The organism is Candidatus Methylacidiphilales bacterium, from assembly GCA_030054035.1.
Classification (GTDB): Bacteria; Pseudomonadota; Gammaproteobacteria; order JASGCS01; family JASGCS01; genus JASGCS01.
Genome location: JASGCS010000007.1, coordinates 64509 through 79189, shown reverse-complemented (window position 1 = coordinate 79189; position 14681 = coordinate 64509). Strand labels below are relative to the sequence as shown.

Annotated in this window: 8 protein-coding genes; 3 read left to right on the top strand and 5 right to left on the bottom strand. The window is 38.8% G+C overall.

The window, feature by feature from the left end:
* From QM538_05885 to QM538_05870, 4 genes are all read right to left on the bottom strand, one after another.
* Nucleotides 1-4962: filamentous hemagglutinin N-terminal domain-containing protein (locus QM538_05885; GenBank protein MDI9348017.1), on the bottom strand; the 4962-nt coding region annotated here is incomplete at its 3' end.
* A gap of 324 nt (nt 4963-5286) precedes the next feature.
* The gene (locus QM538_05880; protein MDI9348016.1) at nt 5287-7119 is read right to left on the bottom strand and encodes an ATP-binding protein; all 1833 of its coding nucleotides are present in this window, start codon (nt 7117-7119) and stop codon (nt 5287-5289) included.
* 266 nt (nt 7120-7385) lie between these two features.
* Nucleotides 7386-7646 (bottom strand): hypothetical protein, encoded by a 261-nt coding sequence (locus tag QM538_05875; GenBank protein ID MDI9348015.1) that lies wholly within the window; start codon nt 7644-7646, stop codon nt 7386-7388.
* Between the two features lie 17 nt (nt 7647-7663).
* Nucleotides 7664-8383 carry a hypothetical protein gene (locus tag QM538_05870; GenBank protein MDI9348014.1) on the bottom strand — a complete coding sequence of 240 codons (720 nt, stop codon included), beginning with the start codon at nt 8381-8383 and terminating at the stop codon, nt 7664-7666.
* A gap of 89 nt (nt 8384-8472) precedes the next feature.
* On the opposite strand from QM538_05870, the gene prpB reads away from it, so the two are divergent.
* From prpB to QM538_05855, 3 genes are read left to right on the top strand one after another with little or no spacing between them, the layout of a single operon-like run.
* Complete coding sequence (gene prpB / locus QM538_05865; protein ID MDI9348013.1) at nt 8473-9327, top strand: methylisocitrate lyase; 855 nt, start codon at nt 8473-8475, stop codon at nt 9325-9327.
* A 13-nt stretch (nt 9328-9340) separates the two neighbouring features.
* Nucleotides 9341-10474: a citrate/2-methylcitrate synthase gene (locus tag QM538_05860; protein ID MDI9348012.1), complete on the top strand. Its 1134-nt coding sequence runs from the start codon at nt 9341-9343 to the stop codon at nt 10472-10474.
* A gap of 33 nt (nt 10475-10507) precedes the next feature.
* Nucleotides 10508-11956, top strand: a complete 1449-nt coding sequence (locus QM538_05855) for a bifunctional 2-methylcitrate dehydratase/aconitate hydratase (GenBank protein ID MDI9348011.1) — start codon at nt 10508-10510, stop codon at nt 11954-11956.
* Here QM538_05855 and QM538_05850 read toward each other — a convergent pair.
* The gene (locus QM538_05850) at nt 11953-14673 is read right to left on the bottom strand and encodes a DUF3458 domain-containing protein (protein ID MDI9348010.1); all 2721 of its coding nucleotides are present in this window, start codon (nt 14671-14673) and stop codon (nt 11953-11955) included. The genes QM538_05855 and QM538_05850 overlap by 4 nt on opposite strands.
* Between the last annotated feature and the right edge of the window lie 8 nt (nt 14674-14681).

The window sequence follows — 14681 nt, the reverse complement described above, 5'->3', positions numbered from 1 at the left end:
ACTCGTACCATCTAATCTGTAGAGATAGGCATTGCCACGGTCGGTAGCAACACCTGGTGCAGCGATGAGCGCATAGGTGGAATTGAGGGCGACAGAAAATCCAAAAAATGAATTAGCTGCCAGAGTCGTAATGGGTTGAGATGCGCTTGAAGAGAGAGCACACCAAGGGGTGTTAAATCCTGAAGCGCCTGCGACGGCTGAGGTTTGGCAAGTGGAGTTAAAGACACTCGTACCATCTAATCTGTAGAGATAGGCATTGCCACGGTCGGTAGCAACACCTACTGCACCGATGAGCGCATAGGAGGAATTGAGGGCGACAGAAATTCTTACATTACTATTAAGAGCTAGTGCTGAAAATGGCTGATTAGCGATAGATGATAAATCAAGCCAAGTGTTTGATTGTAAGTTATACAGTAATGCTGTAGCCACTCTATCATAGTAATTACTAATCCCAATTAATAAATACGAACTATCTTCAGAAAGCGCTAAAGTATACTTAGCCGCATTGTTTGTTGTTATTTGATTGATATTAGTTGGGAGAGTATTTATATCTTCCACAACTCCACACCAAGGATAGCGATTGGTTGAATTGAAAATATTGCATGCAGTGCCATCTAATTTGTAGAAAAAAGCATTTCCTTTTGAATTAATAGATCCTTCAGCGCTCAGAAGTGCATAGGTAGCATTTAATGCAACCGTATTACCAAATTCACTATCCTCTGTCAAACTATTAGAAGGATTTGCTGGGGTATCATATAAAGCACACCAGGGTGAATTGAATCCAGTGGCGCCAGCTACTGCTGAAGTTTGACAGGAGGTGTTAAAGGTATTTGTCCCATTTAGTTTATAAAGGAATGCAGCGCCAATTTCAATCTCGCCATTACCTCCCAGTATACTTGAATAGTAATTAAATCCTATTAACGCATAGGTATCATTAAGGGCGACTGAACTTCCAAAGCCATACGGATATGTAAAACTAGTTATAGGATTTTGATTGCCTGCAGTAGTGGAATCAGTATCGGTCATGGAAAGCGTGCACCAAGGGGTGTTAAATCCTGATGCGCCTGCGACGGCTGAGGTTTGGCAAGTGGAGTTAAAGACACTTACACCATCTAGTTTGTAGAGATAAACATTAGCAGCGTCTGGAGCTCCGATGAGGGCGTAGGTAGCATTAAGCGCTACAGAATGTCCAAAAGATGAACCAGAATCAAGGGAGGTAATGGGCTCAGATTCACTTGAGGAAAGAATACACCAAGGTGAGTCGAATCCAGTGGCGCCAGATACCGCTGAAGTTTGGCAAGTGTAATTAAAGACATTTGCGCCATCAAGTCTATAGAGAAAAGCCTCGCCTGAACTTAATGGATTGTCATAACCAGGGGTACCGAATAGGGCGTAGGTAGCATTAAGCGCTACAGAATAACCAAAATTTGAACCAGGATCAAGGGAGGTTACGGACTCAGATTCACTTGAGGAAAGAATACACCAAGGTGAGTTGAATCCAGTAGCACCAGACACCGCTGAAGTTTGGCAAGTGGAGTTAAAGACTCTTGCGCCATCTAGTCTGTAGAGATAGGCATCGCCTCGGTTGGTCGCAACACCAGGTGCGCCAATGAGCGCATAGGTATCATTTAACGCAACTGGATAATTTAGGAATAGATCAGAAATCACACCAAGGGCAGTAAGAGGATTTTGATTGCCCTGTAAACTAGAGTTAGTGTCAGTTGTAGTTAGATCACACCAAGGAGTGGTAAGTGGAGCGCCCGAGGTGGCACAATGAGTAGCAAAAGAATTGGTGCCATCTAATCGGTAAAGAAATGCCCGAGGACTTGAACCACTATAAATATTACCTTGGTAAGCATTACCAGCAATGAGAGCATAGGTAGCATTGAGATCTGTCGTGATAGAGATAAATAAGCCAAGTGAAGCAAAGGGATTTTGTGCTGTCGTACTAAGATCTAACCAGTTTCCATTGGTGAGATTTAAAAGAAAAATATTGGCTTTCAGAGCTTGCGTTGTAGGATTAGAAACAAATAACGCATGGGTATCTGATAAGGCGATTGAGTTTGAAAAGTTAGAAATTACAGTAAAATCGCTCTGTTGATAACTACACCAAAATGAATTAGCATTGTTAGGAAACAAGCTACAGTTGCTTTGATTTAAATTATAAATCAAGAATGAATTGTAGCCTAGTATGATCGCAGAGTCGGTATTTAACGAAACAGATGCGCCAAAGTAAGGAATTAATAATTGATTTACTAAAATTGGATTTTGTTTACCAGTAGCGCTGGTATCAATGTCAGTAGAAGATAGATTGCACCACGGTGTGTTAAAACCAGTTGCACCAGAAACTGCTGAAGTTTGACAAGAGGCATTAAAGACATTGGTGCCGTCAATTTTATAGAGATAGGCATTGCCTGTAGGACTCCCATCAGCACCGATGAGAGCATAGGTATTATTCAACGCTACGGAACGCCCGAAAGACCCATACCCATTGGCAAGATCAAGAATTGGATTTTGCTTGCCTGTAGTAGTGGTATCAGTATCAGTAGCGGATAGACTGCACCAAGGTGAATTAAAACCAGTTGCTCCAGAAACGGCTGAAGTTTGACAAGTAGCATTAAAGACATTGGTGCCGTCAATTCTGTAGAGATAGGCATCGCCACGATAATCAGAGACAGCAGGAGTACCGATAAGGGCATAGGTGGAATTAAGTGCGAGAGAAAAAATTTCATAATGCACTACATCAACAATGGGGTTTTGATTGCCTGTTGTAGTGGTATCAGTGTCAGTAGCGGATAGACTGCACCAAGTTGAAGTAAGCGTGCCAGTGGTTGCACAAGATGCAGTAAATGCATTATTGCCACTTAGACTATAAATGACTACATCATTATTGCCAGATAGCAATGCAAAGCTTGCGTTGAGTGCTAATGCATTTCCAAATTGAGCGTAAGTACTTCCAGCAACAATTGGATTTTGTTTTCCAGTGGTGCTGGGATTAGTATCAGTACTAGAAAGAGTACACCAAGGCGAAGTAATTGCAAATGCTCCAGTTACTGCGGTGGTCTCACAAGTAGCATTAAAATGCATCGTACCATCAAGTTTATAGAGATAGACATCGCCTCGTTTGGTCGCAACACCAGGTGCGCCAATTAAGGCAAAGGTGGAACTTAGGGCTACCGTGAATCCAAAGTTGCTTAAACTAGAAAGGGACAGGACAGGACTATCTGATGTATCGGATAACGCACACCAAGGTGAATTTAAACCAGTTACTTGATATACTGCAGAGGTTTGACAAGAGGCATTAAAAACATTGGTGCCATCAATTCTGTAAAGAAAAGCATCGCCGTGAAAAACTATTTCATCACCGCTACCGCCTGTGAGTTTGTAGGTTGAAATTTTATCCGCACCAATAAGTGCGAAGGTAGAATTAAGAGCGACTGAGACACCAAAATTGCTATTTGCCGGCAAGCCAGGCACGGGACTGTTAATTACCGTTGCTAAATCTACCCAGGTATTTGTTGCAATTATGAATAGATAGGCATTGCCCCTGCCATAATAGATTTTAGGTGTTCCAATCAAGATATGAGTATTGCTGCTGGCAATTGATTCAATATGCCCATCCCAAGAGAGATTTGAAAAAAGAGGATTGCTGGGCAAAGGATTTCCATACCCAGAAATTAGCGACTTAAAAATTTCTGTGGGACTCGGAATATCTTTTATAATCACTATGTCAGGGTCGATCACAATAGTGCCCGAATGCTGGAAGTTAGAAGCAACACTGATTTGTACATGTTGAGAAAGTTGCAATTGCTTCGCTGATAATTCAATGAAACCACCATTGCCATAAATACTATTTGCATTAAAGACGCCATCTATACTCGCTGTTTCATTCGCAAATATTATGATTGAACCAGGGGTAGTTTCATGAGCTACCGATATTTTTGTATTACTATCAATAGTAATGATTGGAGTTTTCTTTGCCCCAATTTCAATCATCCTACCCATAAGGGTTGCGGACAATAATGTGATTGAAGTTGCAGAGCTATAGTGTTGCTGTTCAGCACTAATGCTAGCAGAAATTAATGAAAAATCAGTGGAGCTGGTACTTACACGCTGAGTGGTAAACGATGCAGTGGAATTGAGCAACATGGTTCCTGAATGTATTGTAATTAAGTCAAGCGCAGTATAACTACCAGCAAGTGAGAGATAATTGGTATCTATGGTTAATGAGTCAGTATTGATAACACCTCTCCCTACGATACCACTATCAGCAAATAAATCAACAGATCCATGGTTAGCCGTGGTCGTAAGCGCTCCCTGCAATACAATATCTTTTGTTGCCCTTATGATGATAGATGATGCGGCAGTAAGTGTAGTTTCTGAATCAAGCGTAATATCTTTTGCGACAAGTATGGTTTTATTAGTGGTGGTTATCGTGCCATGGGATACTATCGTTGATGCATCTATAGCTGTATAGGAAATTGAATTGGTTGCTTGATGGTAAGTAATATTATTTAATTGTGTAGTAGCCACAATGAAAGTATTAGCTGAAACTGAAGATGCTGCGCCAAAGTAAAAACCTTGAGGATTGAGTAACACGATTCTACCATTAGCTGTAATTGAACCAAATATCTGCGAGGGTGTCTGTCCGGTAATATTATTAATTGCAATTGCAGAGTTACTCGGTTGATTAAAAATCACCCTCTCATTGCTATTGATATCAAAGCCACTCCAGTTAAGAGTAATTGAATCAGTAATCTGATTAATAGTAGTATCAGCGCTGTTTTGAGTTACGGTGGCTTGCCCACTCCCCACAGATTCAAATTGAGGCGCACCTTCAACAACAAATGAGCGCAGGAGAAACGGCAATAAGAATATCAACATACTGACCGCATGTAATGGCTTGAAAGAATTCTGAGTTGGGAATTGAGAAAGATGAGAGAAAAAACGAAAATTAAACATATGATATACCTCTTGTTATTGCAACATGAACCGCCCTAAGTAACTTTTAATAAACACAATTTGATTATATATCAATTTACTGTGCAATACTGACAATTTTTTCCAAGGATTACATAATTTCTTAGGCGAGATGATTGTTCATTTCACCCTACCGCACTCAAACATTGCTTAGGTAATTGATACTTAAGCGCACTGTGTGGTCGTATACATTGAACTATTTCTGATACTTACAATTATTTTCTAAGCATCTCGCTATCCTATTGATTTTACTTGGAGCATCAAGTACCCAGTAACTTTATTTAGTTATTCCAAATTATAAATAGTTCAAGTATCTGATTTTTCGTAGAGTGTCCAATAACCAAGTTTCTTGGCACCTAAATATTTTACTTTCTGTTCTTTTTTAAGCTCAGTTAGTGTGTTTGATATTATAGCTTCGCTTAGTTCAGGAAGTAAAGAAATGATTTCTTTTCTGCTAATTTTATTTTTCTTTTTTAAATGATTGAGAATAAGTTCTTTTTTATTCTTGCGAGAAGCGCCTTTCGGTAAAGTTTCCCAATAACCTGATTTTTTGGTGCCTATAAATATAATTTTATTATCCTTTTTAAGCTCATTTAGTAGGTTTGATATTATAAAACTACTTACTTCAGGAAACGCATCAATAATTTCTTTTCTGCTAATTTTTTTCTCCCCTTTTATAAAATTAAAGATAAGTTCTTTTTTCACATCCCGAGAAATACATTTAATCTTTGAATACGTTGCCATGCCGTTGCTGAGAGTGTAGTATTTACTTGAAATTGAGTATTTTGTATCTTTTGATTTTCCGTGTTTTTCAATAAATCCATGTGCTAAGAATTTATTAAATGAATCAATTCTTATATTCTTTTTCTGCAATGATAAGTAACTTCTGATTTTTTCTAGTTCAAGGATATCACGATCAGAAAGATGGACGCTTTGGCTATTAGATATAGACTCAATAAAAGCTACAAAACTTGAATCTAACACTACCATAGGTAAGGTTAACTCAACCCAGCGACTATCCGAGCCATTGAAATTAGGTAGCCCCTTACCATCTTTTGCAATTTCACTAAATATTTTAAGAATGCCTGTGCCTGCTCTTTCAGTTAATTTTAGATGCTGTAAAGTTTCTCCAAGTAACTTATTTCTGTGAGCTGATTTATTTTCAAGAATAGTCTCTATGGTAATATCTGGCAAAAAACCACCAGGACTTAGTATGGTTAATTTGTCGGGATAAATATCAATTCTAGTGTAGGAAGGTTTAGTGTAATCTCTGTGTGTAAATGCATTGTACAAAGCTTCACGGAAGGCTTTTTCATTGATTTGTTTTATATACCTTCTAAACTGACGTTCTGGAAATGCTAACGTATTACTTCTTTTTTCTACCTCACCCCAAATTTCTTCATACGCTAAGAGGAATGGTTTGCGTATTTCAAATCTATGAATATATAATGTAGAAATTGGGTCATGCCAAAAACACTGTATCTCAGCATTTTCTCCAGATCTATCAAGCGCCTCTTTTTTTCCTATTAGTAACAAACATGCTCTAGTAACCAACCCTTGATCGGTTATCAGTTTATATTGTTTTAAAACCTCAATTGTAATTGATGATGGTTTTTCTACTAATGTTTTAAAAACAGTAATTGCTTCTTCGTCAAGATCATTGATTGTCCATTCAGCTACTACCTCTGAAGAGTAATCTTTCTCACTCATAGTTTCATTGAATATATCCTTTAGGGTAGCCTCATCCATGTAAGTTGTAGAAGAGCCTATTCTTGTCCATCGGATTCCATCAAGTAGAATGGCGGAGCCTTTCTGTCTGCTGGGAATTACAATCACAATAATTCTTTTTTTAGAATCAGACATAATCAATGGTTTAATTTCCACTGATAGCTTTATCTTGTTAAAAATTTTATTAGGCATCTCATGGTATGTGCTCTCCCAGACACTACTGCCTGTAATAGCGCCATTATCATCAACACCAATTAAAAAATAACCGCCTCCAATATTTGCAATGGCGCAACAATACTTGCATACATCAAATTCGTCAATTGAAGTTCTTGCAGATTTAAACTCAACAGAGTTTTTCTCTCCTTCCTCTATGATCTCTTTAATAAACGATTCTGTGATACTATCTAGCATTAGAATGAGAAACTAAAAATTATAATAGGGTTATTCTTGTTCATAAATGTAATAATCTTATTATATTAGATCGAGCTGCCAGCTAATACTTAAAATATAAAATGGGGGTTAGGGCTGTTTTATAATGTTATTCCAAAATAGAAACTATCCTATATTTGTAGTGCTTTTTTTACTTTTTATATTTTTTTTAAGGTAGTTAGGTGGTTTTATAATGTTATTCCAAAACACAATTCACCCTTAATTTATAGTGTTTGACTTTTACCCAATTAGTCGCTACTCTTTTCCATCTTCTCAACCCTCGCCTGCAGTTTAGATAATGTATTTTGCAATGCTTGGAATTCTTCTCTGCTCACGAGTTCATATTTTTCTATGGTGGCATTAGTGAAGGCGGTGATGGTATTTTGTAGCTCTGCTTTTGCTTGGACTGGATCGGGCAGTAGTCCTTTTTCTGATAAGGTCTCTAGCCTGCTGGCAAGACCTTGGGAGAGTTCTTGAATGAACTGTTTGATATTGTCAGGTTTTTGCATGTGGGGTGGGAGTCATGCTAATTTGGTAGGTCTGGTTCTGGCTTGTGGAGATTAATGGTCATTTTTTGGTTATCATCAAAGTCAAAGCCCTTGATTTTTTTTCTGGCTAAAATTTTATTAGCACTTCTGCTTAAGAGACTAATTGCTTTGCCTTGCATTTTGTAAAGCTCACGGTGCATAGGATTAAATTTTTTAGTTTCTACTAGCGTTTTTAGCTCTTCAAATTTCTGGTAGGCTTCGGTTAGCTGACCAATGACGCATAACACTGAAACGAAATTTAATAACGCACATCCTTGATGAAATAGCAAATCGTTATATCCATCTGTCTCTTGATTATCATTGACGAGAGTTACTAGTTCATTGTAAATGCTTTGAGCTACCGATACTTGATTAATAAAGCCAAAACGATAGACAAGGTTAATATGAAGTTGGGTGGTAAAAAAAATCATTCTAGGATAGGTGATCAAGTCTGTAGCGGTGGCTAAGATTTTTTTTAATGTCGTGTAATGTGGTTTTGCCTTTTCCAAATCACCATTAGATGAGTGATAGTGAGCTAGAGAGATCAGCACTTTAACCTGCTCAAGCACAATATCAGGATAATGCTCTTGGTTCTTAGCAACTTTCGCAGCTACCTTTAATTCTTGGTAGATTTCCATTGCTTTTTGAATCTTTTCTGGTGGAAAAGTTACATTTTTATCAACGAGATGTATGACCATGGTTCTCTCCTTAATTAACATTATATAGGGTATTTACAGTATATAGTATACTTAAGTAGTATGAATTAACATAAGTAGTGAAGTATACTATTGGTGTTATAATCAAAACTATGCCTCATTTTAGTGATCTATTAAGAACAGCTACCCCTCTACAGATTGTAGGGACGATTAATGCCTATAGTGCATTATTGGCAAAACAGGCTGGTCATCGAGCAATCTACTTAAGTGGAGCTGGGGTGGCAAATGCATGTTTTGGGTTGCCGGATCTTGCGATCACGACCATGAACGATGTGGTAGCTGAAGCAAAAAAAATTTGTGATCGTTGCGATCTACCATTATTGGTAGATATAGACACGGGTTTTGGTGGGGCTTTTAACATAGCTCGTACCATTAAAGAAATGGAATCCGCTGGAGTAAGTGCAGTTCACATTGAGGACCAAGTCTCGGCAAAACGCTGTGGCCATCGTCCTAACAAGGAAATGGTGAGTCAAGATGAGATGGTGGATAGAATTAAATCTGCAGTTGACGCAAAAAATTCACTCTATATCATTGCCCGCACAGATGCACTGCAAAATGAAACATGCGAGCAAGTTGAAGAGCGATGTGAGGCATACCTTGCCGCTGGTGCTGATGCGATTTTCTTAGAGGCAGTGACTGATATCTCACTCTATGCTCGTTTTAGTAAAAAATTAGGTAAGCCTATTCTTGCCAATATAACCGAATTTGGTAAAACACCTTTATATCCGCTTGAACAGCTTGCGAACCAAGGAGTTGCCATGGTGCTTTACCCTCTATCAGCGTTTCGTGCCATGTCAAAGGCAGCCTTAGATATTTACACTACATTAAAAGAAGTGGGTACGGTTGAGAGTAAACTTGGGGCGATGCAAACAAGGGAAGAGCTTTATAAAACACTAGACTATTACACCTACGAAAAGAAATTGGATAATTTATTTAAAAAAACATAATGAGGAGACCGATATGACTGAATCAACTTTAACTGAAGGATTGCGAGGCGTCAAAGCTGCAAAAACTGATATCTGCACCGTTGGGAGTGAAGGATCAAATTTATACTACCGTGGCTACAATATAGAAGAAATGGTATCCAAAGGTGCGTTATTTGAAGAGGTAGTGTATTTACTCTGGTATAACACCTTACCAAATAAACAAGAACTGGAAACATTTAAGCAAGATTTAATCTCAAAACGAGCCATACCACAGGCACTAAAAGATTTATTAGATAAAATTCCTGGCACTGCAGCTGTACACCCTATGGATGTGATAAGGATAGCAGTAGATTATTTAGGAATTTTAGAACCTGAAGCCTCTGGTTTTAGTAATCAAGATGAAATTGCACGCAGAATAATTGCAATATCACCAGGCATCATAGGGTATTGGTACAATATCTCACACCATAAAAAAAAGATCAATGAAATTAATCCCACCGATTCACTGGCTGGGCATTTTTTACATTGTTTGTTTGGTACAATGCCAAGCGCACAACACACTAAAATTATTAATGTCTCACTGATTCTCTATGCAGAACATGAATTTAACGCCTCAACCTTTGTGGCAAGAAGTTGCACCTCAACGCTCTCAGATATTTATTCGGCATTAGTCGGCGCGATTGGTACGCTGCGCGGTCCATTACATGGAGGAGCAAATGAAATGGCAATGGCTATGCTAGAGAAATACAAAGACCCTGACGACGCTGAAGCGAAGTTAATGGCTGCTTTAAAAAATAAGGAAAAGGTTATGGGTTTTGGTCATGCAGTGTATAAGATTAGAGATCCTCGTAGCGATATCATTAAACAGTTTTCCAAAGAATTGGCGGAGACTAACAAGAGTATGAATTTATACTTAATGAGTGAACGATGTGAAATGGTCATGAAGCGAGAGAAGAATATGTTTCCCAATGCTGATTTTTTCCATGCCTCTGCATATAACTATATGGGAATTGCTACTAAGTTATTTACACCAATCTTTGTGCTCTCCCGATATTCAGGCTGGATCGCCCATATCCGAGAACAAAGAAAAGATAATAAATTAATTAGACCCGGTTGCGAATACACTGGCCCTGCGCCAAGAACCTGGGTACCACTTGCAGAGCGATAAGATACTAGATAAAAAATACTGGAGAAGAGAACTATGGGAACAAATATAGAAATCAATGTAAAAGCACCTATTGATACGGTCATTAAAACAATTGCTGAGTATGTCAATTCTGAAAAGAATTTGAGCGCCGACGCCTATCAAACTGCTCAATACTGTTTACTCGACACAATCGGTTGCGGAATTATGGCGCTTAAATTTCCTGAATGTACCAAAATGCTCGGACCGGTGGTAACCGGAACAATAGTTCCACATGGTGCGAGAGTACCGGGAACCTCATTTGTTTTAGATCCAATCAAAGCGGCTTGGGATATTGGTTGTATTATTCGTTGGTTGGATTTTAATGATACATGGTTAGCCGCTGAATGGGGTCATCCTTCGGATAATCTTGGCGCAATTTTTGCGCTCACAGATTACCAATCCAGATTACGAAGAGCAAATGGCCATACTCCATTAGTTGTGAAAGATATATTAACCGCAATGATTCAAGCCCATGAGATTCAAGGTGTGTTAGCAATCAAAAACTCATTTAACCGAGTTGGCTTAGACCATGTACTTTTAGTGCGCATTGCCTCAGCTGCAGTAAGCGCTAAACTCATGGGAGCTTCCCAATCAGAGGTAGAGGCAGTAGTCGCACACGCTTTTATTGATGGAAGTGCCTTGCGAACCTATCGCCATACCCCCAATACCATGTCGCGTAAATCATGGGCAGCTGGCGACGCCTCCTCAAGAGGATTAAATCTCGCACGAATTATTCTTAAAGGTGAGGGCTCCGTACAATCTGCCTTAACTGCAAAAACCTGGGGCTTTCAAGATGTGTTATTTAAGGGAAATCCAATCGTTTTAGATCAGCAGTTGGCAAGTTATGTTATGGAACATGTCTTATTTAAAATTTCCTTTCCTGCTGAATTCCATGCCCAAACAGCAGTAGAGGCGGCGATCACGCTTCATGCTGAAGTAATGAGTAAATTAAATGAGATTGATATCATTCGTATTGACACCCATGAATCTGCAATTAGAATTATCTCAAAATCAGGTGAGCTTAACAACCCTGCCGACCGAGACCATTGTTTACAGTACATGGTAGCCTGTGGCCTACTCTTCGGCAATCTCACTGCTGAGCATTATGAAAACCACTTTGCGGCTGCCCATCCTTTAATTGATGTACTGAGAAGTAAAATGCAAGTCTCAGAAAATAGTCAATACACTAAGGACTACCTTGACCCAACCAAACGATCTATTGCCAATGCATTGCAGATCTTTTATAAAGATGGTAGCTCAAGCAAGAATATCGCAGTGGAGTATCCGATCGGACATAAACTAAGACGCAAAGAAGGAATCCCAGTATTACTTGCTAAATTTAAAAAAGCGATTGAATCACATTATGGAGCAAAGCAATCCAAACGCATCTTACTCGCTTGTGAAGATACAAAATCTCTCAGCACCATGCCAGTAGATCAATTTATGGATTTATTTATTCTCTAGACTTGCAAATCGTAGAGAAGTCTAATAATTTCTTTTGCATTAACCGAAAGTTTTTTTCCAGAACAGGCAGCAGTTAGCGCTGAAGCTATTTTGCTCTTGCATTGGTCTGTTAGTTTGGGATAGATTAAACATTGACGAAATAGCAAGGCTGCCATTTGAGGATTTTTTTCATCAAGGTATGCGGCAAAAGAAAATATTGCCTGGTAACCACTGCTATCTAGACTATGAAAAGCAGAGAAATTAGCGTTATGAAAATTGACATATACTGCTTCAAGACAGCTTGGATTTTTTTCATCCCAATGGAGCTGTGGATTAGCGGTGATGATTTTAAAATCAGTGCTTGGATTAAACTCGTGGCGTTGGGTTTGTACATGCATCAGGCGATAGCGTGCTGGAGCATGATGGGAGTATTGATTAATAAATAACGAAAAAAGCTCTTCGCGCGTGGACTCTGATACACCGTCCATGGTGCATACGCTCAGCGCAGTAACTTTATCGGTCATACTTTCTGAATTTTGATACAACTGCCTAACTAATGATTCGGCCATGCTCGGGTCATGGATGGCTATGTACTGTAATACTACGGATTTGAGCACACGAGATTGAATAGCGCGCATGGTAAATTGCTCTGAAACTGGGATAGGAATATTGACTGCACTATATAATTTAAGCGCTGAGTCAAATATTTCAGCAGCTACAAATTGTAAAACTTTTTTTCTTTGCTCAAGTATCGTACATGGATCGCACAATTGCTGTGCGGAAAAAATTAAAGCTGATTCATGCATCGGGGCAATAAGAAAACCACAATGTCCCCAGAGAGTTACTTCATGGCTAGCTCGTTCAATGCTGCGATGTATCGCATCGCTAAGACAAGTTACTAATGCGGGGGCTGGAGGACGCTCAAGTGGATCTGGTGTACAAGCCAAAGTGAATATTCTCTCCATAGCATCTCTACTTACTACTAGATCTTGATGGTCTGTGAGCGTTTTAAGTTGGTTTAACGAATATTCATACTTGACCAGTACCGGTGCATACAATCCATTCTGAAAAGTCGGAATTACTCCTGATTCTGGCATTGATGGTAGTGCAACGGTTTTAGATTTCGTGGTTAAAAGTAATTTTTTCTCACCAATAGGTTTGGATAAATCATTTTCAAGGTAGAGTGATATTTGAATTGGAATCGGCAATAGCTTTGCCTTACCATATGAAGCTAAGGGATGTTTAAATATGGCTGGATGGTTTTGGGTGATACTAATGCGATACTCGCTAGATTTTTTGTCATATGATGTCGAAAAGGTCAATTCTGGGGTACCGGCTTGGGTATACCAGCGAATAAAATTTTTTACTGACTTATTCGCACCATGGGTCATTGCCAGTAAATAATCTTCTACCGTAACTGCCTTGCCATCACAACTTTGAAAATATCTTTGCATTCCTTTTACAAATAATTCATCGCCTAGATACTGATATATCATTCTAATAATTTCACTACCTTTATCATAAATAGTAGCAGTGTAATAATTATCAATCGTATCATACTGGTGTGGGCGAGGTGGGTGAGCGAGTCCTGTGGCATCTTCTAAGAATTGTTCATGTTTGATGAATTCAACCATGCTAATTCGCTCAATGCCTATAGGGTTTATTTCTTCTACACACTGGTTTTCGCGAAAGGTGGTTAATCCTTCTTTCACGGTTAACTGAAACCAATCACGACAAGTTATTCTGTTTCCTGTCCAATTATGAAAATACTCATGTCCAATCATCGCTTTTAGAAATTGATACTCTTCGTCAGAGGTAAGTCTGGCATCTGCTAACGCAGTATCTACACTAAAAATATTCAAGCCTTTATTTTCCATAGCTTTAATGTAGAAATGTTCAACTGCAGCTACGTGAAACTCTTTCAAATCATAAAATCTTTTATAGCGTAATTCATCCCAACGCATAGCGTCTTGTAATACTTGCAGTGCGATGCTGGTCTGAGCGACCAGGTGCGGTTCACAATAAAAATGTACTGGGGTGTCAGTCTCTTCGCAACTAGTATAGGTAGTGGTAACTCGCTCAACATTTCCGGCAATGAGGGCAAAAAGATAACTTGGCTTCGGGTGTGGATCAAAATAGGTAACTTCACGATAATTTTGATTATTAAGTTCCACTACAGAATCATATTTTTTATTACCATTAGCAACCATCCAGCGATAATTTTCCACCAATCCACGCAGCGTGGTAGCGTAGGTAGCTAACACATCTGGCCGATCTAAACAATAGGTTATGTTACGCAGTCCCTCTGCCTCACATTGGGTTACTAAAAAAGCACCAGAGCGATACAATCCCATTAACGCGACATTTGCATCCGGATAAATTAAAACCTTAGAAGTAATTGTACACCGCTCTGAATTACAGTATATGTGCATACCTTTTGGAGTAACAATAACTCCCTGCTCTTTAATTTTAATCTGAGTTACTTCTGACTCTTCTAGAAATAAAATTTCTTGTTGCATGTAGCTCTGGCCATTGATGAGGAGAGAGACTAATGCAAGCGATTCCCCATCAAGAAAAATAAATTCTGATTTATTTTTCTTTTCTAATCTCAGTGTTCCGGTCACTAAGGTGGCTGGATACGGTGAAGACTGGTCAGGGAGTTTATAATCAAAGGTAAAATCTAAATCAACATGCTTTAAGTGCCAATCATATGGTTTGTAATCTTTTAAGGAAGCCATACTGTAAG